Annotated in this window: 21 protein-coding genes; 13 read left to right on the forward strand and 8 right to left on the reverse strand. The window is 75.8% G+C overall.

Annotated features, from left to right (window positions below):
* Window positions 1-13: 13 nt before the first annotated feature.
* Both ACIRS1_RS13245 and ACIRS1_RS13250 read right to left on the reverse strand, forming a co-directional pair.
* Window positions 14-3,511 carry a S8 family serine peptidase gene (locus ACIRS1_RS13245; protein WP_402839002.1) on the reverse strand — a complete coding sequence of 1,166 codons (3,498 nt, stop codon included), beginning with the start codon at window positions 3,509-3,511 and terminating at the stop codon, window positions 14-16.
* A 431-nt stretch (window positions 3,512-3,942) separates the two neighbouring features.
* A complete protein-coding gene (locus ACIRS1_RS13250; RefSeq protein WP_402839004.1) occupies window positions 3,943-4,794 on the reverse strand; it encodes a siderophore-interacting protein in 852 nt (283 codons plus the stop codon).
* 80 nt (window positions 4,795-4,874) lie between these two features.
* On the opposite strand from ACIRS1_RS13250, the gene ACIRS1_RS13255 reads away from it, so the two are divergent.
* The gene (locus ACIRS1_RS13255) at window positions 4,875-5,708 is read left to right on the forward strand and encodes a TetR/AcrR family transcriptional regulator (protein ID WP_402839006.1); all 834 of its coding nucleotides are present in this window, start codon (window positions 4,875-4,877) and stop codon (window positions 5,706-5,708) included.
* A gap of 250 nt (window positions 5,709-5,958) precedes the next feature.
* On the opposite strand, the gene ACIRS1_RS13260 is transcribed toward ACIRS1_RS13255, so the two are convergent.
* Entirely contained in the window at window positions 5,959-6,396 is a 438-nt protein-coding gene (locus tag ACIRS1_RS13260; RefSeq protein ID WP_402839008.1) for a heme-binding protein, read from the reverse strand.
* An 85-nt stretch (window positions 6,397-6,481) separates the two neighbouring features.
* Complete coding sequence (locus ACIRS1_RS13265) at window positions 6,482-7,720, reverse strand: MFS transporter (protein ID WP_402839010.1); 1,239 nt, start codon at window positions 7,718-7,720, stop codon at window positions 6,482-6,484.
* Window positions 7,721-7,875: 155 nt separating this feature from the next.
* Here ACIRS1_RS13265 and ACIRS1_RS13270 point away from each other — a divergent pair, with 155 nt between their 5' ends.
* The 4 genes from ACIRS1_RS13270 (at window position 7,876) to ACIRS1_RS13285 (ending at window position 10,729) form a co-directional block, all read left to right on the forward strand.
* Window positions 7,876-8,349, forward strand: coding sequence for a MarR family transcriptional regulator (locus ACIRS1_RS13270; protein ID WP_360220856.1), 474 nt, complete (start codon window positions 7,876-7,878; stop codon window positions 8,347-8,349).
* Window positions 8,350-8,447: 98 nt separating this feature from the next.
* A complete protein-coding gene (locus tag ACIRS1_RS13275; RefSeq protein WP_402839012.1) occupies window positions 8,448-9,833 on the forward strand; it encodes a D-alanyl-D-alanine carboxypeptidase family protein in 1,386 nt (461 codons plus the stop codon).
* Between the two features lie 79 nt (window positions 9,834-9,912).
* On the forward strand, window positions 9,913-10,308 hold the full coding sequence (locus ACIRS1_RS13280) for a PPOX class F420-dependent oxidoreductase (protein WP_360220859.1): 396 nt from the start codon (window positions 9,913-9,915) through the stop codon (window positions 10,306-10,308).
* Window positions 10,309-10,318: 10 nt separating this feature from the next.
* Entirely contained in the window at window positions 10,319-10,729 is a 411-nt protein-coding gene (locus ACIRS1_RS13285) for an NTP pyrophosphohydrolase (protein ID WP_402839014.1), read from the forward strand.
* A 61-nt stretch (window positions 10,730-10,790) separates the two neighbouring features.
* Here the strand turns inward: ACIRS1_RS13285 and ACIRS1_RS13290 are convergent, their stop codons facing one another.
* Window positions 10,791-11,210, reverse strand: a complete 420-nt coding sequence (locus ACIRS1_RS13290) for a hypothetical protein (RefSeq protein WP_402839016.1) — start codon at window positions 11,208-11,210, stop codon at window positions 10,791-10,793.
* Between the two features lie 128 nt (window positions 11,211-11,338).
* Entirely contained in the window at window positions 11,339-11,959 is a 621-nt protein-coding gene (locus ACIRS1_RS13295; RefSeq protein WP_360220868.1) for a hypothetical protein, read from the reverse strand.
* Window positions 11,960-12,264: 305 nt separating this feature from the next.
* Here ACIRS1_RS13295 and ACIRS1_RS13300 point away from each other — a divergent pair, with 305 nt between their 5' ends.
* The 3 genes from ACIRS1_RS13300 (at window position 12,265) to ACIRS1_RS13310 (ending at window position 15,345) form a co-directional block, all read left to right on the forward strand.
* The gene (locus ACIRS1_RS13300; RefSeq protein WP_402839018.1) at window positions 12,265-12,456 is read left to right on the forward strand and encodes a hypothetical protein; all 192 of its coding nucleotides are present in this window, start codon (window positions 12,265-12,267) and stop codon (window positions 12,454-12,456) included.
* A gap of 32 nt (window positions 12,457-12,488) precedes the next feature.
* Window positions 12,489-14,747 (forward strand): heavy metal translocating P-type ATPase, encoded by a 2,259-nt coding sequence (locus ACIRS1_RS13305; protein ID WP_402839020.1) that lies wholly within the window; start codon window positions 12,489-12,491, stop codon window positions 14,745-14,747.
* Between the two features lie 82 nt (window positions 14,748-14,829).
* Window positions 14,830-15,345: a copper chaperone PCu(A)C gene (locus ACIRS1_RS13310; protein ID WP_402839021.1), complete on the forward strand. Its 516-nt coding sequence runs from the start codon at window positions 14,830-14,832 to the stop codon at window positions 15,343-15,345.
* 36 nt (window positions 15,346-15,381) lie between these two features.
* Here the strand turns inward: ACIRS1_RS13310 and ACIRS1_RS13315 are convergent, their stop codons facing one another.
* Together ACIRS1_RS13315 and ACIRS1_RS13320 are read right to left on the reverse strand one after the other, a co-directional pair.
* On the reverse strand, window positions 15,382-16,404 hold the full coding sequence (locus tag ACIRS1_RS13315; protein WP_402839023.1) for an Acg family FMN-binding oxidoreductase: 1,023 nt from the start codon (window positions 16,402-16,404) through the stop codon (window positions 15,382-15,384).
* 302 nt (window positions 16,405-16,706) lie between these two features.
* Entirely contained in the window at window positions 16,707-17,609 is a 903-nt protein-coding gene (locus ACIRS1_RS13320) for a universal stress protein (protein ID WP_402839025.1), read from the reverse strand.
* A gap of 321 nt (window positions 17,610-17,930) precedes the next feature.
* On the opposite strand from ACIRS1_RS13320, the gene ACIRS1_RS13325 reads away from it, so the two are divergent.
* The 5 genes from ACIRS1_RS13325 (at window position 17,931) to ACIRS1_RS13345 (ending at window position 24,814) form a co-directional block, all read left to right on the forward strand.
* The gene (locus ACIRS1_RS13325; protein WP_360210390.1) at window positions 17,931-19,628 is read left to right on the forward strand and encodes a GAF domain-containing sensor histidine kinase; all 1,698 of its coding nucleotides are present in this window, start codon (window positions 17,931-17,933) and stop codon (window positions 19,626-19,628) included.
* Between the two features lie 283 nt (window positions 19,629-19,911).
* Entirely contained in the window at window positions 19,912-21,402 is a 1,491-nt protein-coding gene (locus ACIRS1_RS13330; RefSeq protein ID WP_402839283.1) for an AMP-binding protein, read from the forward strand.
* Window positions 21,392-21,634 (forward strand): phosphopantetheine-binding protein, encoded by a 243-nt coding sequence (locus ACIRS1_RS13335; protein WP_360210378.1) that lies wholly within the window; start codon window positions 21,392-21,394, stop codon window positions 21,632-21,634. Before ACIRS1_RS13330 ends, ACIRS1_RS13335 begins: the two co-directional genes overlap by 11 nt.
* On the forward strand, window positions 21,631-22,989 hold the full coding sequence (locus ACIRS1_RS13340) for a flavin monoamine oxidase family protein (protein ID WP_402839026.1): 1,359 nt from the start codon (window positions 21,631-21,633) through the stop codon (window positions 22,987-22,989). Before ACIRS1_RS13335 ends, ACIRS1_RS13340 begins: the two co-directional genes overlap by 4 nt.
* 109 nt (window positions 22,990-23,098) lie before the next feature.
* The gene (locus ACIRS1_RS13345; protein ID WP_402839028.1) at window positions 23,099-24,814 is read left to right on the forward strand and encodes a class I adenylate-forming enzyme family protein; all 1,716 of its coding nucleotides are present in this window, start codon (window positions 23,099-23,101) and stop codon (window positions 24,812-24,814) included.

Genomic DNA, 24,814 nt, shown 5'->3' on the forward strand with positions numbered 1-24,814 from the left:
AGTTGATGCTTCGTCAGTTCACCGTGTAGCTGTACGGGATCGCCGCGAGCACCGCACCGGTGGTGTTCAGGACGTTGTTGGCGGTCGCCACCCCGGTCGGGGCGGAGACCAGGTACAGGACGCCCTTGACGGTGCTACCCTTCGCCCCGGTCGGGGTGAGGGTCACCTGCAGCGAGCCGGTGGCGCCCGGCTGGACGGTCACCGGGTTGGCGGCCGCGGCCGAGGCGTCGACCGCCGCGGCGTACGGGTCACCGGTGCTGGAGGTCAGCGCCGGGTCGAACGCCTGGGTGTGCGCGGTGGCCGTGATGGTGGAGGTCCCGGCCGGCGCGCCGCCGTTGCCGAACGGGCCGATCTGCTGGACGAAGACGCCCCAGTTGCCGGGGACGACGGGCTGCTCGGCGCTGCCCTTGTCGGTGACGACCGAGACGGTCGAGCCGTCCTGGGCCTTCTTCAGGTCACCGAAGAGGTCCGGCGAGCCGGTGGTGGCGCTGAGCTCCAGCTGGGCCGGGGTCGAGGAGGCCGCGACGCCCTTCAGCTGGTCGGTGCCCGGCGGCACCAGGAAGGACGGGACGGCGGACTCCAGGTTCAGCGGGAGCTTGACCGTGGCCGAGGTGCCCTGCGGCACCAGCGGCAGGTCGACCCGGCGGTCCAGGCGGCCGTCGGCCGAGATCTTCTGGGTGGCGACGGTGTTGTTGGTGTAGTTCACCTGGACGGTGACCGGCTTGCCGGCGGCGAGCTTGGTCCGGCCGTCGTTGGGCAGGCCCGCGGCGGTGGCGCTGTTCTGGTTGAACGCGACGGTGCCGGTGAAGTCCTGGCCGAGCTGCTGCCCGCTGACCGGGCCGACCACGTTGAGGACGAACCGCCAGCGGCCGGCGGCCGGGTTGACGGTGGTGGCCGAGACGCCGCCGGTGGTGCCGGTCAGGTTGCCCTGCGCGTCGAAGAGGCCGTTGCCCTCGATGTCGATCGGGGTGCCGTTGGGGCTGATCAGCGCGCCCTGCATGAGCAGCTTCGGGTCCTTGACGGCGAGGCCGACCCGCAGGTCCTTCAGGCCCTTCGGGACGTCGAAGCCGTAGGAGAAGCTCTGCGTCGGGGAGGAGCCGCGGCCGTTGCCGCCGGTGATGGTGCCGGTGAAGGTGCCGGTGCCGTTCTTGACCGGGACGAGGCTGCGCAGCACGACCGGCACGCTGGTGGTGCTGCCGTTGGAGGCGGAGACGGTGACCGCCTCGCTGGAGTCGCCGCTGGTCGCCGGGGTGGTGACCTGGACCTTGAGGGTCTTGGTCTGGCCCGGCTTCAGCTCGGTGGTGGAGGGGCTGACGCCGCCGGCCGGGACGGCCCGCTGGGTCGTGGTGCCGAGCTGGACGGCGCCGGTGTAGCCGGCCTGGCCCGCCGGGGTGTAGAGGATGGCGGTCCACTGGCCGGCGACCGGGCGGGGGACGTCCACCAGGCCGAAGTCGGCCGGGGTCGCGCCGCCCTGCGGGCGGGTGTTGGTCTCGAAGCGGCCCGACGGGTCGAGCAGCGTCATGCGGACCACCGGGCCGTTGCTGACCGGGTTGGGCGCGCCCTGCCAGGCGATCGACGCCGCGAGGCGGTCGGCACCGGCCGGGACGGTGAACTTGACCTCCTTCTTCACCCAGGTGACGCCGTTGGTGGCGTACTTGAAGGTGTCGGTGGAGGCGGAATCCAGCTGGACGGTCTGCTGGTCGCTGCCCTGCGGCACGAAGGCGCGGGTCGCGGCGCTGACCGTCTGCGGCTCGTCACTGGTGTTGGTGACGCTCACGTCGGCGGTGTGGGTCGAGCCGGGGTTGCCCGCGATGTCGAGCTGACCGGTGTTCACCACGACGGTGCGGTTGCCGGGCGTGCCGTCGCCGTCCTGGATGCCGCGGGCGGCCTCGACGGCGGCGCGGACGTTCAGCAGGCCGGCGCCCTGCTCCTCGGCCGGGACGCCGAGGTCGCTGGCGGTACCGGTGAGGAGCTTCTTGACCAGGGCCGGGGAGGGCGAGTCGCCGCCGTGGGTGTCGCGGTAGGCCTGGATGACCAGGGCCGCGGCGCCGGTGACGAAGGGGGCCGCCTGACTGGTGCCGCCGAAGGACTGGATCGGCGTGCCGTTGCCGCTGAAGCCCTTGCAGTCGGTGTACTTGGCGGTGTCGGGCGAGCAGAGCGCCCAGTCCGACTCGCCGGGCGCGACCAGGTCGACGGTGCGGCCGGCCTGGGTGAAGCCGCCCGAGGAGAGCGCGGAGATGCGGTTGTTGCTCCAGGTCCGGTTGGAGAACTGGGCGCCCGCGTAACCGGTCTGCTGGTAGTTCTGGTTGTCGGTGGAGGCACCGACGGCGATCACGTTCGGGTCGGTGGCGGGGGTGCCGATCGTCCCGGTGATGCCCGCGTCGCCGGAGGAGACGGCGACGGTGACGCCGGCCTTGACGGCCTGGTCGTTGAAGAGCGAGATGGTGTCGTGCGCGCCGCTGTCCGGGGTGACGTTGCCGCCGAAGGACTCGTTGAGCACGTCGACGTGCGAGACCCGCACCGCGTAGTCGATGGCCTGCAGGATCGAGGAGTTGGACATCACCTCGCCGCCGGCCTTCAGCGCCACCAGCGAGGCGTCCGGTGCGAGGCCGCGGACGCGGATGTTGCAGCCGGCCGGGAGCGGGTGCGAGGCGTTGACGAACGTGGAGACGTCGTAGACCTGGCGGCCCTGGGCGATGACCGCCGAGGCGTCGCCGAAGGCCTCCGCGCCGCCGGTCGGGGCGTCCCAGCCGTCGCCGGCGAAGTCCTGGTAGTCGACGACGGCGTGCGAGCCGTCGGCCCGGATGAAGTCCGGGTTGTTCGGGTCCAGGCCGTCGGCGATGTAGGCGACCTTGACGCCCTTGCCGGTGGCCAGGGTGTCGGCGCCGGACTGGCCGTTGCCGCCGACCGCCTTGGTGGAGTAGAGGCCCTCGGGCTCCAGCAGGGGCTTGGCCGGGTCGGAGGGGCAGACCGTGTTGGTCGCGTTCTCCTCGGTGCCCTGCGCGCCGTTGCTGCCCGGAGCGGCCTGCGGGGCGGCGGCCTTGGGGGCCTTTGCTCCGGCGGCCGTGGTGGCCGCGGTGTCCTGCTTCGCCTTGCCGGCGGCCGGCGGGGCGACGGCGATCTGGGTGTCCGCCACCACGGAGGCGACGGCCGGGTCGGTCTCCAGTGCGGCGCGCAGCGCCGGGCTGACGGTGGCCGAGAAGGCGTTGCCGACCACGAAGGTCTTGATGTTGGTCCCGCCGCCGGCCTTGACCTTGTCCAGCAGCGGGGCCTGCGTCTGCGCGGCCTTCTGCTGACGGGTGCCCAGGTGGCCGTGGTCGGCCGGGGCGTCCGTTATCTGGTCCTTGAGGATCACGATCACCGGCACCGGGCTCCCGTCCGCGGACGCCACGGGGGCGGTCTGCGGCTCCGGGATCGGGGCTGCGTCGGCGCTGGACCCGAAGGTCAGGACCATGGACGCGGCGGTGACCGTGACGGCAGCTGCTAGCTGGGATTTCCGCCAGCCGATCAATGGACATCCTTTCGTCTGATGAGACGTCAGGTTGCACGGCCCAGCGTACGCGGATCCGGATCGGTCGCGTGGTTGCTCCGGACCGCGCGTCCCGACAGCGGTCGAATTCCAGCGCATCCGACACGACCACGACAAGGGGGGAAATCCCCATCAGCAAGTAAAGATGACCATCAGAAAGTAAAATGCACGGCGGAAATCGGGCCAATCCCGCCCCTATTCGCCGACCGACCCCCTCCGGACCCGCCCGATGCGGCCGGAAAACGGTGGCGAACTCTGGACACTGGCGAAACACCGCCACCTGCAGCGCACCGCACGCGCCGTCCGCCTCTCTCTTCCCCTCCCCCCGGCCCCGAAACCGGACATGACAGAACCGGTGCCCCGGGCCGGCTGCGGCCCGGGGCACCGGCGAGTCCGGGGCACCGCCGTCGGAATCAGGAGCCGGCCAGCCGCTCCTGAGCGTCCGCCAGGTCCTCGGCGGTGGGCGCGTCGTCCTGGGTGAGCCGGTGGCGCCAGTACCCGGTGAAGTCGATCGACGCCTTCGGCACGCCGCGTCCGTCCACCAGGTGCCGGCGCAGCGCCCGGACCGCGCCGGCCTCCCCCGCCAGCCAGACGAACGGACGGCCGGCGGGCAGTTCGGCGGCCCGCACCGCCTCCACCAGCACGGCGCCCGGGGCCGCCCCGCCCCGCGACAGCCAGTGCACCACCGGCTCGGCACCGCTCTCCAGCGGCTGCCGCTCGGCCTCGTCCGCGATCTCGACGAACACCACCGCCGGCACCGCGGCGGGCAGCGCCCCGACCAGGGTCGCGACGGCCGGGAGGGCCGTCTCGTCCCCGGCCAGCAGCACCCAGTCGGCCGCGGCGGCAGCGTCGGCGAACGGGACGGCCGGGGCGTACAGCGCGGAGGGCCCGACCATGCCGAGCCGCTGCCCGACGGCGGCCCGCGCGGCCCAGGCGGCGGCCGGGCCGGCGTCGCCGTGCAGCACGAAGTCGATCTCGACCTGCCGGGTGCCGGGCCGCCGACGCCGGAGGGTGAAGCTGCGCAGCAGCGGGCGGGCGGCCTCGGGGATCGCCAGGTACGCCTGGTACCAGCCCATCGGGTCGGCGCTCTGCGGCGGCAGCTCGGGCACCTGCTGCCCGGGGCGCGGGAAGCAGAGCTTGACCTGCTGGTCGGGCGCCGCGCCCACGGAGTCGTCCAGGGCCTCGGCCTCGAAGACGACCCGGGCGGTGCGCGGCGTGATCCGGCGGACCTCGACGACCTCGAGGAAGGTGACGGGCAGTGTCATCGCGAACCCCTCCGATTGATAACCTTACGACATAAAGAGTTGCCGTGGTCGAGGATACTTTACGCCATAAGGAGTTGTGCATGGTCGTCTACGCCGGACAGGGCGACGCCCACCGGTCCCTCGCCCTGCTCTGGGGCGCCGCACCGGAACCGCGCACCGGGCGCAGCGGCCCCAAACCGGGGCTCAGTGTGGACGCGATCGTGTCTGCCGGAATCGCGGTGGCCGACGACGAGGGGATGGCCGCGCTCTCCATGCGCGCCGTCGGCGAACGGCTCGGCCGCACCGCGATGGCCCTCTACACCTACGTGCCGGGCAAGGCCGAGCTGCTCGACCTGATGCACGACCGCGCCCTCGCCGGACTCCCCGCGGCTCCCCCGCCCTCGGACGACTGGCGCGCCGCCGTCACCGCGTGGGCCGGCGCGCTGCACGACCGCTACCTGCGCCACCCCTGGATGCTCCAGGTCTCGCAGGCCCGGCCGGTCCTCGGCCCGGCCGAACTCACCGCCATGGAAGCCCTGTTGGGCGCCCTCCGGCCGGCCGGCCTGGCGCCCGGGCCGCTGCGCGGAGCGGTCTCCGCACTCTGGCAGTTCGTCCGCGGCACCGCCGCCGCGACCGCCGAGTCCCGCGCGGCCGCCGCCGAGACCGGCGTCACGGACGAGGACTGGTGGACCGCCAGATCCGCCCGACTGGCCGAACTGGCACCGGACTTCCCGAGCCGCTTCCCGCTGCTCACCGCCCTGCAGAGCGGTGCCGACGGCCCCCCGCAGGACCGCGAGCAGGAGACCTTCCGCACCGGCCTCGCCGTCCTGCTCGACGGCGTCGCGGCTGCTGCGACGGCCGCCGGGGACGCACCCGTGCCCGCCACTCGACCGGGTCGGGTGGCGGGCACGGGCGATGGCGCCGACACGCCGTAGGGCTCACGAGCCGCGGGCGGTCGGTCCGCCGGGATGCGGTGCGGAACCCCCGGGTCGTCAACCCGCCGGGATGCGGTGCGGAACCCCCCGGCCGTCCCGGTGGATCCCGGCGGCGCCGGGGGCCGCGCCGAATCCGGGTCGGCCGGCGAGGGCGCTGGCATTGGAGACGGCAGACCTTTCCTTGACCGGCGCTATGCCCGGGGCCGGCGGTGCGGGGGCGGCTCCCGCGGCGGGGCGGCCGCGGGAGCGGTCACCGGGTGAGCGCGTCCAGGGCGGCGGTGGCGAAGGCGTGGTCCTGCTCGGGGGCGCCGCCGCCGACACCGAGGGCGCCGATCAGCCGGCCGTCGCGGCGCACGGGGACGCCCCCGGCGATGAACAGCAGCGGCCGGTCCAGGGCGGTCGGCAGCGAGTGGAACGGCCCGTCCGGCCTGACGAGGTCCACCAGGTCGGCGGTCGGGGCGTCCAGCTGGAGGGCGGTGTACGCCTTGCGGGTGCTGGTCTCGCCGGAGATCAGCACGGCCCGGTCGTCGCGGCGGAAGGCCAGCAGGTGGCCGCCGGCGTCGAGGACGGTGATGCTGACGGCGACCCCGGCCGCCTCGGCGGCGGCGCGGGCGGCACCGATCAGGGTCTCGGCGTCGGTGGTGCCGAGCGGGGTGACGGCGGTGGGGTGCACGGCGGGGGTGCTCATGGTGGTGCTTCTCCTGGGAGTCGGGGACGGAGGTCTGGGGGTCGGGGGGGCGGAGGTCGGGGGATCCGGTGATGGACGGGAGGGCTCAGCGGTGGGCCAGGCCCGGGACGGACCCGGCGGCGGAGGCCCCGGCAGCGGTGGGCGCGGTGGTGGACCCGGCGGCAGCGGTCACGGGCGCCGGGGCACGGCGCTCCAGCGCGGCGGACCAGAGCGCGAGGGCGAGGGCCGCGGCTGCCAGGGCGGCGCCGACCCAGTTCGGGGCGGTGTAGCCGAGGCCGGCGGAGATGACCGTCCCGCCGAGCCAGGCCGCGAGCGCGTTGCCCAGGTTGAACGCCCCGATGTTGACGGCGGAGGCCAGCGTGGGCGCGCCGTGGGCCTGGTCCAGCACCCGCTTCTGCAGCGGCGGGACGGTGGCGAACCCGAGGGCGCCGACGAGCAGGATCGTCAGGGCGGCGAGGATCTTGTCGTGCGCCGTGAGGGTGAACACCGCGAGCACGACGGCCAGGCCGCCGAGGGTGGTGTAGAGCAGCGGCATCAGCCTGCGGTCGGCGAACCTGCCGCCGAGGAGGTTGCCGAGGAACATGCCGACGCCGAACAGCACCAGCAGCCAGGTGACCGCGCCGTCGGAGTAGCCGGCGACGTTGGTCATCATCGGGGCGATGTAGGTGATCGCGGCGAACACTCCGCCGAAGCCGAGCACGGTCATCGCCATCGCGAGCAGCACCTGCGGGTTGCGGAACGCCGTCAGCTCACGGCGCAGGTGGGCGCCCTCGGCGCGCGGCAGGGCGGGGACGAGCCTGGCGATGCCCAGCAGGCCGACGACGCCGAGCGCGGCGACCGCGACGAAGGTGGTCCGCCAGCCCACGGCCTGCCCGATGTAGGTGCCGAGCGGCACGCCGACGATGTTGGCGACGGTCAGCCCGGTGAACATGGTGGCGATGGCGCCCGCCTTCCGGTCCGGGGCGACCAGCTCGGCGGCGACCACCGAGCCGATGCCGAAGAACGCGCCGTGGGCCAGCGAGGCGACGATGCGCCCGGCGAGCATCACCCCGAAGCTCGGCGCCAGTGCGGACACCAGGTTCCCGGCGGTGAACAGGCCCATCAGCAGCATCAGCATCGTCTTGCGGCTGATCCTGGTGCCGAGCACCGTCATCAGCGGTGCGCCGACGACCACGCCGATCGCGTAGCCGGTGACGAGCAGACCTGCGGTGGGGATGGACACTCCGTAGTCACCCGCGATCTCGGGCAGCAGGCCCATGACCACGAACTCGGTGGTGCCGATCCCGAAGGCCCCGATGGCCAGGGCGAGGAGCGCGAGAGGCATGGTGCCACCCTCCGTGCGATTGTCAGTGCGCCTTACGTGCTTCGACAATAGTTGCAGACGCGCGATAAATGCAAACGCTGGCTGTCTCCTCTGGCCGATATTTCGGGCCACGGCTTACCCTGGACACCCGCCGCACCCCGGAAGGAGGCCCTGGCATGACCGCCACGGACCCCGCGCTGACCGCCCTCGCCAACGGATGGGGCGCCCTCTACCTGCTGCACGGCAGGATCGAGGCGCACATCGAGCGCGCCCTGCAGTCCGGGCACGACCTGAGCGTGCGCGAGTACTCGCTCCTCGACGTCCTCAGCCGCCAGCACGACGGCGAGGGCGGCCACCTGCAGATGAAGCAGGTCGCCGACGCGGTCGTCCTCAGCCAGAGCGCCACCACCCGCCTGGTCAGCCGCCTCGAGGACCGCGGACTGCTCTCCCGCTACCTCTGCCCCACCGACCGCCGGGGCATCTACACCAACGTCAGCGAAGCCGGCCTGGAGCTCCTCGCCGAGGCCCGGCCCACCAACGACACCGCCCTCCGGGAAGCCCTCGACGAGGCCGCCGGGAACCCCGAACTGGCCCCCCTCGTCGCCGCCGTCGACGCCATGAACGCCCCGCCGGCGCCCCGGCGGCCCTGACCGGGGATCAGCAGCGCCCTCCCTCCGCCGGGGATCCGGACGGAGCAGCAGGCGCGGCGGGCCGGCCCGGGCCCGGGTACGTTCGCGGTGTGCAGCAGATGTCACAGCATGTCAGCAGGCTCGCGGCCGCCGCGGCGTCCACGCTGGTGCTCGCAGCGGGCGCCGCGGGCGCGACGGCCGCCCCGGCCGGCGGCGGTGCCACGGCCTCCACCGCGGCACCCGAGGCCGCCGGCACGGCCGGCGGGGAGCGGCTCGCCCGACCGGCCGTCCAGGTCGCCCCCCTCGCCGGGGCCCCCGCACTGCCCGCCGAACTGACCGGGCGGTCCTGGCTGGTCGCCGACGCCGACACCGGTGAGGTCCTGGCGGCCCTCGACGCCCACCGGCAGCTGCCCCCCGCCAGCACCCTCAAGATGCTCTTCGCCGACACCGTGCTGCCCAAGTTCGACCGCACGCTGGAACACAAGGTCGCCCCCGCCGAACTCGCCAACCTCGGCGCCGGGAGCAGCCTGGTCGGCGTCAAGGAGAACCTCCCCTACCGCGTCGAGGACCTCTGGCGGGGCGTCTTCCTCAGCTCCGGCAACGACGCCGTCCACGTCCTCGCCCACATGAACGGCGGCCTCCAGCAGACCGTCACCGAGATGCAGGACCGCGCCCGGTCGCTGCAGGCCCGCGACACCAGGGTGGTCTCCCCCGACGGCTACGACATGGACGGGCAGGTCTCCTCCGCGTACGACCTCACGCTGTTCGCCCGCGCCGGGCTGCGCAACGCCGACTTCCGCTCCTACTGCGGCACCCGCACCGCCCGCTTCCCCGGCGCGCTGGACAAGCTCACCGGCCAGCGCACCAGCTTCGACATCGCCAACACCGACCGCCTGCTCGGCAAGTACCCCGGGCTGATCGGCGTCAAGAACGGCTACACCACCAACGCCGGCGCCACCTTCACCGGAGCCGCCCAGCGCGGCGGGCGCACCCTGCTGGTCACCGTCATGCACCCCGAGGCCCAGGGCCGGGTCTACGACGAGGCGGCCGCCCTGCTCGACTGGGGCTTCGCCGCAGCCGGCAAGGTCCAGCCCGTCGGACAGCTGGTGGAGGACACCGCGCCCGCCACCGGGCCGGCCCCCGCCGCCGGCTCCGGCTCCGGCACGGGCCCGGGCGGCGCCACCCGGCAACCGCAGGCCGCCGACGACCGCGGCCCCGGCCTCGAACCAGCCGCCTGGACGGCCGCCGCCCTCGGCTCCGCCCTCGCCCTGCTCGCCGCCGGACGGCGCACCGCGGCCCGCCGCCGCGGCCGGCCCGCCACCGCCCCCGGTGCCCCGGCGGCAGCGGTCGCGGTCGCCGCGGCCTCCGCGCCGGCGCTCGCCCTCCGCCGCGGCGGCTGCACCGCGCTCGGCGGCTCCACCGGGGTCGGCGGCCGTGGCCGGCGCCGCCTCGTCCGCCGCGCGCGGGCCCTGGTCGTCACCGCCCGCACCCGCCGGCACCGCTGAACGCCCGGCCGGCCGGCCCGCCGCCCCGCGGCCCGTGCTGACCAGCGGCGATCGGTGCCGACGCCCTACACTCCTGGCCATGACCACGCCCGACCACCTCGCCCGGATCGTCAGCCTCTCCTCCGGGAGCTACCTGCTCGTCACCACCTACAAGAAGGACGGCACCGCCGTGCCGACGCCCGTCTGGGTGGTGCGCGACGGGGAGGCCCTCGGCGTCTGGACCGTCACCGACTCCTGGAAGGTCAAGCGGATCCGCAACCGCGCCGACGTCCTGGTCGGCCCCTGCGACGTCAAGGGCCGGCCGACCGGGGCGCACTACCCGGCCACCGCCGAGATCCTCGGCCCCGAGCGCACCGCCGCCTACCGGACCCTGCTGCGCCAGAAGTACGGGCTGCTCGGCGTGCTCACCCTGCTCGGCAGCCGGCTGCGCCGCGGCGAGCGCGGCACCGTCGGCATCCGGATCACCCTGAGCTGAGGCCGCCGCCATGGGAGAACACGACGGGACGGGCCCGGGCCCGCTGCCGCTGCTGGTGGTGGACGGTGCCAACGTCGTCGGCTCGGTGCCGGACGGGTGGTGGCGGGACCGCCGGGGCGCCGCCGAACGCCTGCGGGACGCCCTGGTGGCCGTCGCCGCGCACGGCCTGCCGGACCGCCCCGGCCCGGTGGAGGTCCTGCTGGTCGTCGAGGGCGCGGCCCGGGGCGTGACCGGCCTGCCCGAGGTGCGGGTGGTCACGGCCGCCGGCAGCGGCGACGACCGGATCGTCGACCTCGTGCGCGCGGCCCGCGCCGAACGGCCTGACCGGGACTGCCTCGTCGTCACCGCCGACCGCGAACTCCGCGCCCGCGTCACCGCCCTGGGCGCCGACGTCACCGGCCCGCGCAGCGTCCGCCGCTGAGGACCGTCCGTGCCCGCCGCTGAGGGCCGTCCGCGCCCGCCGACGCGGACGGCCCGGTGCGTCACTCCGGCTGGGTCGCGTACATGCCCCAGTGGATGGCCTGGTCGGAGGCGGTCACCGTGAACTCGATGTCCCGGCCCGGGCGGGCGGGTATCTCGACCGAGCCGATGCCGGTGGCGTCGACGGGGCACTGCACGGTGAAGTCGGCCGGGGCGAGGCCCGCGACGTGGACCTGCACCGAGCCGCCGCCCCGGCAGCCGACCGTCACGGTGAAGGGCTGCGACGGGTTCACCGAGGCGCTGACCGCCCCGCCGTCGCCGACCCAGTCCGGAATCCAGATCAGGCCGTCCGGCCCGGGGTGCGGCAGGATCTCGCCCGTCCCCATACCGCCCTGGACCGCCGCGGCCGGACCGGCCAGCGCCAGCACCGCCCCCAGCGCACCGGCCGTTCCGGCCAGGATCCGCCTGCTGTTGCGCGTCATCACTGTTCCCCCTGACGTGGTGCATCCCTCCGTGCACCGCTGTTCGGCACACGAAGGGATGCTACGGCGCACCACTGACAGTCCGTCCGGGGACCGGTTCCGGGACCGCCCGCGCCCCGGTGCCGCCGTCAGTAGCTGTAGGCCTTCACCACCACGGGCAGCAGGCGCTGCTGGGCCGGGGTCCGGCTGAACGCGATCGAGGAGGCCTGCTCACCGGCCGGCAGGGCCTCGACGCCGACCATCGCACTGTCCACGGTCTTGCCGCTGGTGTCGGTGAAGTCGACCTGCACCGCGTAGGAGGCCGGGTTCAGGCCCCCGTTCTCGACGGTGACGACGGCCGCGGGCAGCCCGCCGGAGTCGCGCAGCGGCACCTCGTCGACGGTGACCGAGCCGATGGCGTTGCCGCCGCCGGGCAGCGCGGCGAGCACCGTGGCGGCCTTCGCCCCGGTCACCGTCTGCTGGGCGGAGACCGAGGCGGCGAAGGAGGCCGCCGCCGCGGCGGCCGAGGCGTCGGCGGTGGCCGCCGCGGACGGCGACTCGGCGGCCGTCGGGGACGGCGACGGGGTGCCCTCGGCGGCGGCGACCGACTCGGACGGCGCCGGCCCGGAGGCCGTGATCGAGGGGTTGGTCGACGAGCTGCTGCAGGCCGCCAGCACCCCGGCGGCCGCGAGCACCGCCACCAGGGCGGCCGCCCGGCGGCGCGGGCGGCGGGTGGCCGAGGGGCTGGGGAGGCTGTGGAGTTCGCGCACCGGGGTTCTCTCTTCTCGCTCGGCGTTCTACGTCCGGGCGCTGGAGGCCGCGGCCGGAGGGCCCGTTCCCACCCCATGCTTCGTCGCGTTGCCGCGCGACGGCGACAGCTGCGCGCCCGTTCGGGTGGCGGTGCTCCGCCGGCCCGGGGCCCGGCCCGCCGGTGCCGCCCGGAGGGCGTCGGAAGGTACCCGGGGAGGTCAGCCGGCACCGGCACCGGCACGGGCTCCGGCGCCGGAACCGCCCTCGGATGCCGAAAGTCGGAACGTACGGGAACCGACGGCTCCGACCGTCCGACTGCTGGGGGGTGAGTGCGAAGTCGCCGGGTGTCCGGCCGTCGAGTGTGCTGGCGGGGTTCGCCCTGCTGCTGGTGGTGGTGTTCGTGGTGGCCTTCGCGGTGGGGCGCCAGGCGGGGCCGGTGTCGCCCGGGCTGCGGCCCGCGCCGGCGGGTGGCAGCGCGCCCGGGGCGGGTGGGCACGACATGGGCGGGATGCGGTGAGCCCCGTCGCGGGGGCCGGCACCGGGGCCCTGGTGAGCACCGACCTCGCGGTCGGCGGGATGACCTGCGCGGCCTGCGTCGGCCGGGTGGAGAGGCGGCTGGCCCGGATCGACGGGGTGACGGCCGGGGTGAACCTGGCGACCGGGCGCGCACGGGTGCTGCACCCGGCCGGGGTGCCCGTCGCGGAGCTGGTGGCGGCGGTCGAACGGGCCGGCTACACCGCCGAGCCGGTGCCCGAGGGCGTCGGCGTCGGGCTCCCGGCGGAGCAGCCGCGGGAGCGCCTGCGGCTGCTGGTGACGGCCCTGTCGGCCGTCCCGGTGGTGGTGCTGTCGATGGTGCCGGCGCTGCAGTTCACCGCGTGGCAGTGGGTCTGCTTCGCGCTGGCCGTCCCGGTGGTGACCTGGGGGTCGGCGGGGTTCCACCGGCGGGCCTGGCAGGGGCTGCGGCACGCCGCGGCCACCATGGACACCCTGGTCAGCCTGGGGGTGGTGGCCTCCTTCGGCTGGTCGGCCTACGCGCTGCTGTTCGGCGGCGCCGGGGATCCCGGCATGCGGATGCCGTTCTCGCTCACCGCGGACGGCGGCGGCGCGGCGCACGTGTACCTGGAGGCGGCGGTGGGCGTGCCGCTGTTCGTCCTGGCCGGGCGGCTGCTGGAGGGCCGGGTGCGGCGGCGCAGCGGTTCGGCCCTGGCGGCGCTGGCCGGGCTGGGCGCGAAGGAGGTGTGCGTCCGGGCTCCCGGGGGTGCCGAGGAGCGCCTCGTCCCGATCGAACTGCTGATTCCGGGGCAGGAGTTCGTGGTGCGGCCGGGCGAGCGGGTGGCCACCGACGGGGTGGTGGTCGAGGGCGGTTCGGCGCTCGACCTGAGCCTGCTGACCGGGGAGAGCGTGCCGGTCGAGGTCGGCCCCGGGGACGCCGTGGCGGGTGCGACGGTCAACGTCGGCGGCGCGCTGGTGGTGCGGGCGACGGCCGTCGGCGCGGACACCCAGCTGGCCAGGATCACCGCCCTGGTGGCGGAGGCGCAGGCCGGCAAGGCCCGGGCGCAGCGGCTGGCGGACGCGGTGGCCGGGGTCTTCGTGCCCAGCGTGCTGGCCGTGGCGGTCTGCGTGCTGGGCTTCTGGCTAGGCGCGGGCGCGTCCGCGCAGGCGGCGGTGACGGCGGCCGTCGCGGTGCTGGTGGTGGCCTGCCCGTGCGCGCTGGGCCTGGCGACGCCGACGGCGCTGCTGGCGGCGACGGGGCGGGGCGCCGAACTGGGCGTGCTGGTCCGCGGCCCGGAGGTGCTGGAGAGCCTGCGCCGGGTGGACACCGTGGTGCTGGACAAGACCGGGACGCTGACCACCGGGCGGATGGAACTGGCGTCGGTGACGGTGGCCGACGGGCCCGGGGCCGCGTCCGGGGACGCGGTGCTGCGATTGGCCGGCGCGGTCGAGCACCGGTCGGAGCATCCGGTCGGGCGGGCGGTCGCGGCGGCGGCTCGGGAGCGCTGCGGCGCGCTGCCGGCCGTGGACGGGTTCGCGGCCACGGCCGGGCTCGGGGTGTCGGGGGCGGTGGAGGGCCGGTCCGTCCGGGTGGTCCGGCCGGACGCCGCGGGGCCGCTGCCCGAGGTGCTGGCCGCCGCGGTGACGGCGGCCGGGGCGGCGGGCCGGACGGCGGTGCTGGTGGAGCTGGACGGGCGGGCCGCGGCGGTGCTGACCGTCGGTGACACGCTGCGCACGGGCAGCTGGCGCGCCCTGCACCGGCTGCGCGGCCTGGGGCTGGAGACCGTACTGCTGACCGGGGACGGCCCCGGCGCGGCGGAGGCGGTGGCCCGCGAGCTCGGCATCGAGCGGGTGTACTTCTCGGCCTCCCCCGAGCGCAAGGCCGAGGTGGTGGCCGGGTTGCGGGCCGCGGGGCGGACCACCGCGGTGGTCGGCGACGGCGTCAACGACGCGGTGGCGCTGGCCTCGGCGGACCTCGGGGTGGCGCTGGCCTCGGGCACCGACGCCGCGATCGGCGCGGCCGGGCTGACCCTGGTGCGCGGTGACATCGAGGCGGTGGTGGACGCCGTCCGGCTGGCGCGGCGCACGCTGGCGACGATCCGGGTCAACCTGCTCTGGGCCTTCGGCTACAACGTGGTGCTGATCCCGCTGGCGGCGGTCGGGCTGCTCAACCCGATGCTGGCGGCGGTGGCGATGTCGCTGAGCTCGCTGCTGGTCGTCGGCAACAGCCTGCGGCTGCGCACCTGGCAGCCGGGCCGGGGCGCCCCGACGGCCCCCCGCCGGGCGCGGCGCCGCACGGACGGACCGGGCCGATGAGCGGACGGACCGACGGACCGACGGACGGACGGGTGAACGGGTGAACGGGCGACGGATGAGCGGGCGACGGGCGGACGGACGGGTGAACGGGCCGCGGACCAGCGGACGGCGGACGAGCGGGCGCGCCGAGCGCTTCCGGGCGGTCGCGCCCCCGGTCGGCGCGGCGGTGCTGGCGCTCGCCCTGCTGACCGGGTGGACGGCGGTCGGCGGTGCCGGCCGGGCCCGGCCGGTGGAGGCCGGGCCGGGGTGGGTGCTGCTGCCGACCGGCGCCGCCCCGGCGGTGGCGGCCTTCTTCACGGTCCGCAACCCGGGCGACGTCTCGGACGAACTGGTCGGCGCACGCTGGGAGTTCGGCGGTCACGTCACCCTGAAGCGGCATCTGCACCAGGGGGCGGCAGGCCGCTGGGAGCCGGTGGCCGCGCTGCCCGTCCCGGGCCGCGGCGAGCTGGTGATGTCCCCGGAGGACTCCGACCTGCTGATCGCCGACCCGCCGCCGCTGCGGGCCGGCCAGTGGGTGGAGTTCACCCTCTCCTTCCGCCGCAGCCCGGAGCTGCGGCTCAGGGCCCAGGTGCTGCCGCCGGCCTCCCGCCCGCGCTGAGCCCGCGGTCCGTCGCGGGCAGCGGGCCCCGCCGGCTCAGGAGCCGCCGAGCAGCTCGGTGACCGGCCGCCTGGGGGTCGCCGCCCCGGGCGGCCCGTAGCCGACCCGCAGGACGAGCTGGACGTGCCCCGGCCCCTCGGCCGGGTCGCGCAGCGCCCACCGGGTGTCCGGCCACTCGACGGCCTGGTGCCAGACCGTCAGCCGTACGCCGTGCACCGTGGCCAGCAGCCAGACGTGCTGCAGGGCCTGCCCGGTGGCCAGCCAGTCCACCGGCCCGTCGCCGCCGGTGGCGAGGGTGCACAGCTGGGGCAGCGCCTCGAAGCGGCGGGAGGGCTGCGCGGGCCGGTGCGGCGGGCGGCCGGCGAACTCCCGCATCGGGACGCGGGCGTCGTGGTCCTGCGGGCCCAGGGCCTCGTACGGGATGCCGTCCCCGGCGGCGCCGGGAGTGCCGTCGGGCGCGGCGCCCGGCCCGGCGCGCAGCCAGTCGCGGGTCTCGGCCGAGCGGGCCGGGTCGGCGGTGTTGCGGTGCTCGGCCTCGGCGGTGAGCGCCAGCACCCGGCGGACGCCGGCCTCCTCCAGCGGGGCGAGCACCAGGCCCTCCTCCCCGGCGGCGCCGATCAGCTCGCCGAGGACCGCCTCGGGCACGTCGCGCTGGGCGAACGGCTGGCGGCTGGAGTGCCGGGCGGTGATGGCGGGGTAGAGGTCGCGGCCGAACGGGCGCCGGCTGCGGGCCGGGGCGGCGAGGTCGAGGACGGCCAGCAGGGTCGGGTCGGCCTCGTCCGGGAGCAGCCGGACCACCGGGTCGCGGCCGAGCCGCGCGGCGGCGACCCGGAGGTTGAACACGGCGGCGCCGACGGCGATGTGCTGCGCCGCGCCCGTCGGGTCGGCGAGCGGCACCGCGCGGCCGGGGTCGGTGTGCACGGCGAGTCCGTGCCCGTCCGGGGTCGGCGTGAAGCGCCACGGCTGGCTGTTGTGCAGCGACGGCGCCGCGCCGCCCGCGAGGGCGAGCAGCTGCAGGTCCGCCGGGGTGAGGGTCAGGGGGAGGGAGGTGCCGGTCATGGTGATCCACTCCTGGGACGTGTCCGGGGTCCGGCCGTCGCACGGGGACGCGGGAACACTGAACGCGGGACCGCGGGACCGCGTGCCGTGCCGGACCGGAGGTCGCGGCGCGCCCGGCGGGGGCCGTCGGCCCGCCCCGGGGTCCGCCCGCCCGGACGGACGCCGTGACCTCGCTGCTTCCGAGCCTGCGCCGGGGGCGCGGCGGGCGCCAGGGTCCAACGGCCCGTCGTCGCACCCGCCCGTCGGACGGGACGCCGGGCGGGTGCGACGGCGGTCCGGGGCCCGGGCCGGGTGCCCGCCGGTCAGCCGTGCGGGACGACGGCGACCGGCGCCTGCGCGTGGTGCAGCACCGCGTGCGCGACCCGGCCGAGCCGGGGGCCGAACTCGATCGACCGGTGCCGCCGGCCGACGACCACCAGAGCGGCCCCGGCAGAAGCGTCCACCAGGCCGCGGGCGGCCCCCAGCCGGACGTCCTCGACCACCGCGGTGCCGGGGTGCCGCTCGCGTTCCGCGGCCACGGCGAGCGAGAGCAGTTTGGCCTCCAGGGCCTCCAGCTGGGCGATCTCGGTGGCCGGTACGGCACCGCCCGCGTAGCCGAACACCGGCGGGAGGTCCCAGCCGTGCACGGCCCGCACCCGGGCGCCGCGCAGGGCCGCCTCGCGGAAGGCGAAGGCGAGCACCTCGTCCTGCGGGTCCTGCGCGTCGACGCCGACCACGACCTCGGGCCCGTCGCCGCCGCCGGCCGTGCCGGGTTCGCGCACCACGACCACCGGCACGCTGCTGCGGGCGGCGGCGGCCATGCTCACCGAGCCGAGCAGCAGGCCGGTGAAGCCGCCGCGGCCGCGGGAGCCGAGCACCAGCAGATCGGTGTCGGCCGCGGCGGCGACCAGGCCGTCGACCGGCGCGTCCAGCACGCCGTCGGTCCGCACCTCCAGGCCGGGGTGACGCTCGCGGACCTCCCCGGCGGCCGCGGCGAGGACCCGCTGCGCGGCCGCGGGCAGGTCGTCGGGCTCGGCGAAGGCCGATTCGCCGTCGGTCAGCCACGGCCAGGCGTGCACCAGGCGCAGCGGCACGCCGCGCAGCCGGGCCTCCCCGGCGGCCCAGTGGGCGGCGGCGGTGCTCTGCGGCGAGCCGTCGACCCCGGCCAGCACGGCCGGCACCGGGTGCCCGCCACTCTCGTTGACGTACGCGCTCCGCTCACTCACGAGGTCCTCCACTGTGTCGGTCCGGCGGGTCGGCGCCGGGCGGCGGCGCACTGACGGCCCGTCCGCTCCTCCCCCACCCTGGCGGTGCGCGGCGGCCGTCGACAGGGGCCCGAGGACCCCGGGGGACGGGACGAAAGGCCCGCCCGGCGGAGCGTACGGCCGACCCCGGCGTGCGGTGAGCCGACACCCGGGCACTACGGTGAACCGGGCGATCCCGCAGGTGGGACGGCACCCGGGGCAGCGGGTGCGGCGCGCGGGGCGGACACGAGGAGGACACCGGTGGGCGGAGCGGACGGCAGCGCGGCGGGCGGCGGCGCGCGGATGCCCCGGCTGCGCCTGGACGAGCTGCTGGAGGAGCTCCAGTGGCGGATCGACGCGGCGCGCGGGACCAGGGACCGGGTGCACAGCCTGCTGGAGGCGGTGCTCGCGGTCGGCCGGGAGCTGGACCTCGCACAGGCGCTGCACCGCATCGTCGAGGCGGCCGTCGACCTGGTGGACGCCCGCTACGGCGCGCTCGGCGTGATCGGCCCGGACGGGCACACGCTGTCGCAGTTCCTGACGGTGGGGATGTCGGAGGAGGAGATCGCCGAGGTCGGTCCGCCGCCGTCCGGCCGGGGCATCCTGGGCGAGCTGATCCGTGATCCGCAGCCGCTGCGCTGCCCGGTGCTGTCCGAGCACCCGGCCTCGGTGGGCTTCCCGCCGAACCATCCGCCGATGCACACCTTCCTGGGGGTGCCGGTGCGGGTGCACGGCGAGGTGTTCGGCAACCTGTACCTCACGGACAAGCGCGGCGGTCTGGACTTCGACGCCGACGACGAGGCGGTGATCGCCACCCTCGCGGTCGCGGCCGGGGTGGCGATCGACAACGCCCGGCTGTACGAGGAGGCGCAGCTGCGCCAGCGCTGGCTGCGGGCGAGCGCGGAGATCTCCCGCAGCCTGCTGTCGGGGGCGCCGCGGCTGGAGGTGGTGGAGCTGATCGCCCGCCGGGCGCGGGAGATCGCGGGCGCCGACCTGGCGGACGTCTCGGTGGCGGTGGCCGGTCCGCAGGAACCGGCGGCGGAGCTGACGGTGGAGGTGGCGCTGGGCGGGGAGCCGTCGGCGCGGCTGGGGGTGACGGTGCCGGTGGACGGCACGCTGTCGGGCGCCGCGTACGCCTGCGGGTCCCCGGTGACCAGTGACGAACTGGCCTGCGACGCCCGCTACCCGGCCGGGCCGGCGGGGCGGTTCGCGGGGCTGGGCCCGGCGGTCGCGGTGCCGCTGGGCACCGGGGCGGGGTACGGGCGGGGCGTGCTGCTGCTGGCCCGGGCGGCGGGGCAGCCGGGTTTCGGGCCGGACGAGACCGGGCCGCTGCTGGGTTTCGCGGACCAGGCGGCGCTGGCCCTGGAGCTGGCCGAGCGGCGCCGCGACGCCGAGCAGCTGACCCTGCTGGAGGACCGCGACCGGATCGCCCGTGACCTGCACGACCTGGCGATCCAGCGGCTGTTCGCCACCGGCATGACGCTGCAGAGCGCCGGACGGCTGATCGACAGCCCGGCCGCCGCGGACCGGGTGGCCCGGGCGGTGGCGGACCTGGACGAGACCATCAAGATCATCCGTTCGACCATCTTCGGGCTACGCGCGCACAGCGAGCCGGACCGCGGTCTGCGGGCCCGGGCCACTCGGGCCGTCGCCGAGGCGCAGGGGACGCTCGGGTTCGCGCCGCGGCTGAGCATGGAGGGCCTGCTGGACACCGACGTGCCGCAGGAGCTGGCCGAGCACGTGGTGGCCGTGCTCGGCGAGGCGCTCAGCAACGCGGCCCGGCACGCCCGGGCGAGCCGGGTGGAGGTGACGCTGCGGGCGCTGGCGGGGCGGGTGGCGCTGACCGTCTCCGACGACGGGGTGGGGGTCACCGAGGGGGGCCGGCGCAGCGGGCTGCGCAACCTCGCCGAGCGCGCCGAGCGGGTGGGCGGGACGTTCGCGGTCGGGCCGGGCGACGACGGTGGCACCCGGGTGGTCTGGGAGGCCCCGCTGGGCTCCTGACCGTCCGTCGGATGGTCCGGGGGGCGCCGTCGGTACGGTCCGCCGCGGCCCGGCGCGACGTCGTCCTCACCCGAACGACCGAACCGGCCCGGGTGGCTTCACACTTCGAGCACGCCCCCCTCGAACTGCATCCCCAACATCCATTGTCGCAACGCATGTTCGACGGTAGAGTCGCCGTTCGCCGAGCACGGATGAGCATTCGACAGCGTCATTTGGGGCGGGCATGTCAATTAATCGCGACACCCTCCAGGTCACTCCCGACCTGATCGACGCGTTCACGGAAATGGCACGTCGAAATCCCCACCGCCCAGCGGTGGTTCAGCAAGGACGCAGTATCGGTTACGGCCGGCTCGCGGAGCTGGCGAACACCCTGGCCACACGGCTGGGGCCGGACCCGGGCACGGTCGCCGTGCCGGCCGTCCACACGGCCGAAACGGTGGTCGCACTTCTCGGCGTGCTGACCGCCGGGGGCGTGTATTGCCCCGTCGATCCGGCATTCCCGACGGTGCGCCGACAAGCCATGTCGGCGTCCGCGAACTGTCGGGTGCAGGTGGCCGGCCGGGACGCGCCGACCACCCGACTCGACCTCCGATTAGTCGAGTTACCGACGCTCCTGGAATTCCCCGGAGATCCGCCGGGCACCCGCCCGCCGGATCGCGCCGAATACGGCCCGGAACAACCGGCTTACATTCTGTTCACGTCGGGTTCGACCGGGCAGCCGAAACCCGTCGCCACCCCCCGCCGTGCCGCAGCGGCCACGGCCCACGCGCTGCGGGGGCTCTTCCGACTCACCCCCGACGACCGGGTGCTCCAGTTCGCCTCGCTCAACTGGGACACCTGCTTCGAGGAGATCCTCCCGGCGCTCACCGCGGGCGCCACCCTCGTCCTCGACCCCGACGCGCACAGCGGGTCCTTCCCGCGCTTCCTGCGGATGGTCGAGCGCGAGCGGATCACCGTCCTCGACCTGCCGACCGCCTTCTGGCACGAACTCGTCCACCACCTGGTCGACGGTGGCGACCGACTCCCCTCCTGCCTACGCCTGTTGGTGATCGGTGGCGAGGCGGCCAACCCGGCCCGGCTGGCCGACTGGAGCCGGCTGGACACCGGGCGGATCCGACTGCTGAACACCTACGGCTGCACCGAGACCACCCAGATCACCCACGCCGTCGACCTCGCCGGACCGCTCGCACCCGAGCGGCACTGGGACGGCACCGCCCCCGCACCGATCGGCCGCGCCCTGCCGCACGTCGTCGAACGCCTCGACGACAACGGCGAGTTGCTGGTCGGCGGGCCGGGCGTCGCGCTCGGCTACCTCGGCCTGCCCGAGGCGACGGCCGCCCGGTTCACCACCCTCGACGGCGAGCGGTACTTCCGCACCGGCGACCGGGTGAGCCGCGGCCCGGACGGCCTGCTCACCCACCAGGGGCGCCTGGACGGCGAGTTGAAGGTCCGCGGGATCCGGGTCGACCCGGCCGAGATCGAGGCCCAGCTCACCGCGCACCCCGACGTCACCGCCGCGGCCGTCACCGGCACCACCGCGGCCGGCCGCACCACCCTGGTCGCGTACGTGGTGGCCCGCCGCCACGCCTCGGCCGACGGCCTGGACGCCGCGCTGCTCTCCCACCTCAGGGCCCGGGTGCCCGGCCACCTGGTGCCCGGGCGGATCACCGTCGTCCCGCGGCTCGTCCACACCCCGAGCGGCAAGGTCGACCGGGCCGCCTGCCACCTCCGCTACGCCCACGACAGGTCGAAGGAGACCTCCGTTGAGCACTGACCTCACCACCACCGCCACACCAGAGGCCCTGGTGGCCGTCTTCCGCCGCGTCCTGGAACGCGAGGACGTGACGGCCGACTCGGACTTCTTCGAGCTCGGCGGCGACTCCCTGGTCGCCACCCGGGTCCTCAGCGCCGTCGCCCGCGACCACGGCGTGGAACTGACCTTCGAGGAGTTCCTGCAGGCCACCACCCCGGCCGGCCTCGCCCAGAGAATCACGGCCACCGGATGAGCGGGCGCACCGGCCCCTCCGCCGTCGTGGTCGGCGCCGGGATCGCCGGGCTCACCGCAGCCACCGGGCTGGCCGCGCGCGGGTACCGGGTGACCGTCCTGGAGGCCCGCGACCGGGTCGGCGGACGCACCCACGGCATCGAAGCCGCCCCCGGCGCCTGGGTCGACGCCGGCGCCGCCTACCTGGGCGACCGGCACACCGAACTGCTCGCCCTGATGGCCGAGCTGGGCCTCAAGACCACCCCGACCACGATGCTCGGCGCCAGCCGCTTCGCCCTCGACCCCGACCCGTCCGCCGCCCCGGGCCGGGCCGCGACCCGGGACGGCCGGTTCCCGCCGCTCAACGCCGTCGCCCTCGGCGACCTGTTCGAGCAACTGGCCGAACTCACCGCCGCCGTCCACCCGGAGGCCCCCTGGCTGACCCCGGACGCCGAGCGGCTGGACGCCCTCACCGCCGCCGACTGGGCCGAGCAGCAGCTCCGCCACCCGGACGCCCGGCTCTTCTTCCCGCTCTTCCTCGGCGAAATGACCGCCGCCGACCCGGCCGACGTCTCCGTCCTCCACCTCGCCTTCTACCTGCGCTCCGGCGGCGGGCTCCGCTACCTCAACGCCTTCGCCGGCGGCGCCCAGCAGGACCGCATCGCCGGCGGGGCCCACCAGGTGTGCGAACGGCTGGCCGAGCGGCTCGGCCCCCGGGTGCGGCTCGGCGAGCCCGTCCGGGCCGTCCACCAGGACGCCGACGCCGTCACCGCGCACACCGCGCATGGCAGCCACCGGGCGGACGTCGCCGTCCTCGCCCTGCCGCCGTTGCTCGCCGACGCGATCGACTTCCGCCCCGGACTGCCGGTGCCGCGGGCCGGCGACCGCACCGCACGCGGCTGCGCCGTCAAGGTGCACCTGGTCTACCCGGAGCCGGTCTGGCGCGACCACGGCCTCTCCGGCTGGTCGGTGAACGCCCGAGGGCCACTGCTCTCCACCGTCGACGACTCCCCCACCGAGGGCCGGATCGGCGTACTGACCGGCTTCGTCACCGGCGCCGAGGCGCACCGCTTCGCCGCACTCACCGCCCGCCAGCAGCGCGCGGCGGCCGCCGAACAGGCCGCCCAGCTCTTCCCGATGCTGCCCGAACCGACCGACTGCCACGTCACCGACTGGCTCAACGACCCCTACAGCAAGGGCTGTTACGCCGCCCTGCTGGGCCCCGGCGACTGGCCGCGACTCGGCCCCACGCTGACCACCCCGCACGGGCGCGTGCACTGGGCCGGCACCGAGACCAGCACCGCCTACTTCGGGCTGATGGAGGGCGCGATCCGCTCCGCCCACCGCGTCGTCGCCGAGGTCCTCGCCCGCGGCTGACCGCACCGCACCGCGCACCCGCACCACCCCTCCCCACGCACGACCCTCTCCCCACCCGGCGCCGGTTTCACGAGAACCCGCGCCCGGCACCCCACGTCCGGAGACCGCCATGAGCGACCAGAGTTCCATCGCCCCCCTCGCCGCCCGACAGCGGCTGATGACCGAACCCGCCCTCGGGGCCGGCAACTTCCTCGACCACGCGATCGCGGCCAACCCCAACCGCGCCGTGCCGTTCGCCTTCACCCACCGCACCGACCACCGCGGCGAGGTGGTGCTGCGCGGCCACAGCCTGCTCGACCTCGCCGCCCTGCGCGACCGCTATGCCGCCTGGTACCACGCCAACGGGGTGCGCCCCGGCGAGCCGGTGGCCATCGTGGTCGGCGAGGGTCTCGAACCGCTGCTGCACTTCCTGGCGCTGACCGCGCTCGGCGCCGTCCCCGCGCTGGTCAACGACGCCATGCGGCACGACGTGATGGTCCGCTACCTGGACCACGTCGGCGTGGTCGGCGTCGTCGCCGACGACCCCACCCGGCTGGCCGCCGCCTACCGCGAGGCCCCGCAGCGCCGCCCGCGCTTCGTCGCGCTCGCCGCCGAGGTGCAGGCCTTCGACGCCGCGTCCGCCGGGCTGCCCGCCGCGTACCCGTACCGGCACGCCGCGGACGACGTGGTGGCCCTCATCCACTCCTCGGGCACGACCGGCACGCCCAAGTCCACCATGCTGGCCCACCGCCAGTTCTGGGACGGCAAGCAGCCGCGCATGGAGCGCTTCCCCGCCGAGCCCTACGACCGGCTGATGTCGCTGATGCCGCACACCCACGCCGGCGGTCTGAGCTACTTCCTCACCGCCACCCTGCTCGGCCTGCCCACCGTGGTCATGGCCGACTGGCGGCGTGCCGTCGTCGAGCCGGTGATGGAGGCCTTCCAGCCGACGATGGTCGCCTCCTTCCCGCGTACCTTCGTGGAACTCGCCACCGGCGAGCTCCCCGTCCGCGGCGCCGCCCGGGTGCACTCCTGGTTCAACACCGGCGACAGCGCGCACCACGGCCACATCCGGCGGCTGGTGACGCTCGGCGAGCGGCCCGCCGGACTGATCCGGCCCTGGCTGCTGCCGCAGGAGAAGGCCGAGCAACCCGCCCTGCCCGGTTCCCAGTTCGTCGACGGCCTCGGCTCCTCCGAGATGGGCATGGCGCTGTTCGGGCAGGTCACCACCCCGGAGAGCCCCCGCGACGACCGCTGCGTCGGCAGGCCGCTGGAGGTCGTCCTGAAGGCCGCCGTGCTCGACCAGGACGGCGCCGAGGTCCCCGACGGCACCGTCGGCATGCTCGGCGTCGTCACCCCCTCCCGGACCCCGGGCTACTGGAACGACCCGCGGCTGACCGGCAGCTTCGAGCTGGCCGGCTACTGGCTCACCGGCGACCTCGCCCGCCGCGACCCGGACGGCCGCTTCTACCACCTCGACCGCACGGTGGACGTCATCGACACCGCCGACGGCCCGGTGCACAGCCTGCCGATCGAGGAGGTGCTGCTGGCGGATTGCGCCGACCTGGTGCGGGACTGCTCCGTCATCGGCCTGCCCGGCGCCGCGGGCGAGGGCCAACACCCCGTCGCCGTCGTCCAGTTGCAGGCCGGGGCGGCCGACGCCGACACCGAGCGGGTACGGACGGCGGCCAACGAGGCGCTGGCCGGGGCCGGACTGGCCGCACTCGCCGCCGTCCGGATCGCCCGCACCCCGGAGGACTTCCCGCTCGGGCCGACCGGCAAGGTGCTCAAGCGCGAACTGCGGACCCGCCTCGCCGGCCTGCTCACCGCCCCCGCCGGCCAGTAG

Origin of the sequence: Kitasatospora sp. NPDC101176, assembly GCF_044768035.1 — a bacterium.
Taxonomy (GTDB): Bacteria; Actinomycetota; Actinomycetes; order Streptomycetales; family Streptomycetaceae; genus Kitasatospora.

What these genes read in the sequence shown, in the direction of transcription:
- ACIRS1_RS13250 (WP_402839004.1), bottom strand. Translation starts at nt 4,794, where the DNA reads ATGACACTGCCCGTCACCTTCCTCGAGGTCGTCGAGGTCCGCCGGATC.
- ACIRS1_RS13255 (WP_402839006.1), top strand. Translation starts at nt 4,875, where the DNA reads ATGGTCGTCTACGCCGGACAGGGCGACGCCCACCGGTCCCTCGCCCTG.
- ACIRS1_RS13260 (WP_402839008.1), bottom strand. Translation starts at nt 6,396, where the DNA reads ATGAGCACCCCCGCCGTGCACCCCACCGCCGTCACCCCGCTCGGCACC.
- ACIRS1_RS13265 (WP_402839010.1), bottom strand. Translation starts at nt 7,720, where the DNA reads ATGCCTCTCGCGCTCCTCGCCCTGGCCATCGGGGCCTTCGGGATCGGC.
- ACIRS1_RS13270 (WP_360220856.1), top strand. Translation starts at nt 7,876, where the DNA reads ATGACCGCCACGGACCCCGCGCTGACCGCCCTCGCCAACGGATGGGGC.
- ACIRS1_RS13275 (WP_402839012.1), top strand. Translation starts at nt 8,448, where the DNA reads ATGTCACAGCATGTCAGCAGGCTCGCGGCCGCCGCGGCGTCCACGCTG.
- ACIRS1_RS13280 (WP_360220859.1), top strand. Translation starts at nt 9,913, where the DNA reads ATGACCACGCCCGACCACCTCGCCCGGATCGTCAGCCTCTCCTCCGGG.
- ACIRS1_RS13285 (WP_402839014.1), top strand. Translation starts at nt 10,319, where the DNA reads ATGGGAGAACACGACGGGACGGGCCCGGGCCCGCTGCCGCTGCTGGTG.
- ACIRS1_RS13290 (WP_402839016.1), bottom strand. Translation starts at nt 11,210, where the DNA reads ATGACGCGCAACAGCAGGCGGATCCTGGCCGGAACGGCCGGTGCGCTG.
- ACIRS1_RS13315 (WP_402839023.1), bottom strand. Translation starts at nt 16,404, where the DNA reads ATGACCGGCACCTCCCTCCCCCTGACCCTCACCCCGGCGGACCTGCAG.
- ACIRS1_RS13325 (WP_360210390.1), top strand. Translation starts at nt 17,931, where the DNA reads ATGCCCCGGCTGCGCCTGGACGAGCTGCTGGAGGAGCTCCAGTGGCGG.
- ACIRS1_RS13330 (WP_402839283.1), top strand. Translation starts at nt 19,912, where the DNA reads ATGGCACGTCGAAATCCCCACCGCCCAGCGGTGGTTCAGCAAGGACGC.
- ACIRS1_RS13340 (WP_402839026.1), top strand. Translation starts at nt 21,631, where the DNA reads ATGAGCGGGCGCACCGGCCCCTCCGCCGTCGTGGTCGGCGCCGGGATC.
- ACIRS1_RS13345 (WP_402839028.1), top strand. Translation starts at nt 23,099, where the DNA reads ATGAGCGACCAGAGTTCCATCGCCCCCCTCGCCGCCCGACAGCGGCTG.